This is a genomic window from Pedobacter sp. 01T416_2 (genome assembly GCF_056398925.1).
In genome coordinates, this window is the sequence record NZ_JBFTQI010001094.1 from 1 (window position 1) to 1,412 (window position 1,412).

Below are 1,412 nucleotides of genomic sequence, written 5' to 3' on the forward strand. Positions count from 1 at the left end.
AGCGTACATTATGCAGAACCTGATTTTTTTGAGATTTTAAGCTTTAAATGGCTTGAAGGAAATCCGCGCCAATCACTAAGTCAGCCCAATACTGTTGTGTTATCAGATGAGATGGCCAATAAACTTTTCGGAGATTGGCACAAAGCAGTTGGGAAGAGCATTAATTTTCAGAACAAAGTAGATCTTAAAGTTACCGGTATTATAGAAAAAACACCCGATAACAGTTCTTTTCCACTTAAAGTAATCATTTCTTATAAAACTTATCTAAACCAGGCAAGGCCAGAGTCGACTAACTGGGGCACAGTTTCTTCTACTTCTGAATGTTATGTATTACTAAAAGAGGGAGCATCTATTGAGGATGCAAGTAAAAGCCTCCCTCAGTTTATTACTAAATACTATCAAAGAGATAATGTTTCGAAAGAAAGCCATCGGTTTCAACAGCTAAGAGATATCCACTATAATGCAGATCTGGGCAATTTTGCGAACAAAGTAATGCCGAAGAAAGAACTTTATGGATTGGCCATAATTGGTGCTTTTTTATTGCTGACTGCATGTATCAACTTTATCAACCTTGCTACTGCACAGGCCGTAAGCAGGGGGAAAGAAGTTGGTGTACGTAAAGTGATGGGTAGTTTGCGCAGGCAATTAATTGTACAGTTTTTAACAGAAACTTTAACGATAACAGTTATTTCACTACTGGTAGGTTGTGTTTTAACAGAAGTAGCCTTGCCGGGCATGCAAAGCCTGTTTAAAGATCATATTTCATTTAGCATTATCGAGCACCCGATCATATTTGTATTTATGGTTGTTTTGGTATTACTGGTAAGCTTTTTAGCTGGCTTTTATCCAGCAATGGTCATGTCTGGCTATAGCCCAGCATTAGCCATTAAAAATAAAATTACCGCGAATGCTGCAGGCTTAAGTTTGAGGAAGATTCTTGTTGTGGTTCAATTTGCAATCACTATTATTTTGATTATAGGCACTTTGGTTGTATTAAGGCAAATGAGTTACATGCGAGAGAAACCCCTTGGTTTTATCCCTACAGCGGTAGCCCTGGTTGATGTGCCTTATGATAGCATGGCAATTACCCGATACCATACTTTGCAGGATCAGATCAATAAAATTCCAGGCGTATTGTCATCCAGCTATTGCAGTGCGGCGCCATCTTCTGATTTTAATAACGAAAGTAATTTCAGGTACAATGGAACAGTAAGATCAACTTTTCAGGCCAACACCAAAACAGGAGATGAAAACTATTTTAAAACATTTGGTTTAGAAATTATTGCTGGTAAAGGCTTATCTAAGAGTGATACACTCAAAGATATTGTAGTAAACGAAACCATGTTAAAAAAACTCAATGTAGTTAACTATAACGATGCGATTGGGAAAACCATCAGGATCAATGATAAAAC

Annotated in this window: 1 protein-coding gene; it reads left to right on the forward strand. The window is 37.5% G+C overall.

Annotated elements, in window-relative coordinates; all coding sequences use genetic code 11:
- Window positions 1–1,412: ABC transporter permease (locus AC1DPQ_RS27660; RefSeq protein WP_477611554.1), on the forward strand; the 1,412-nt coding region annotated here is incomplete at both ends.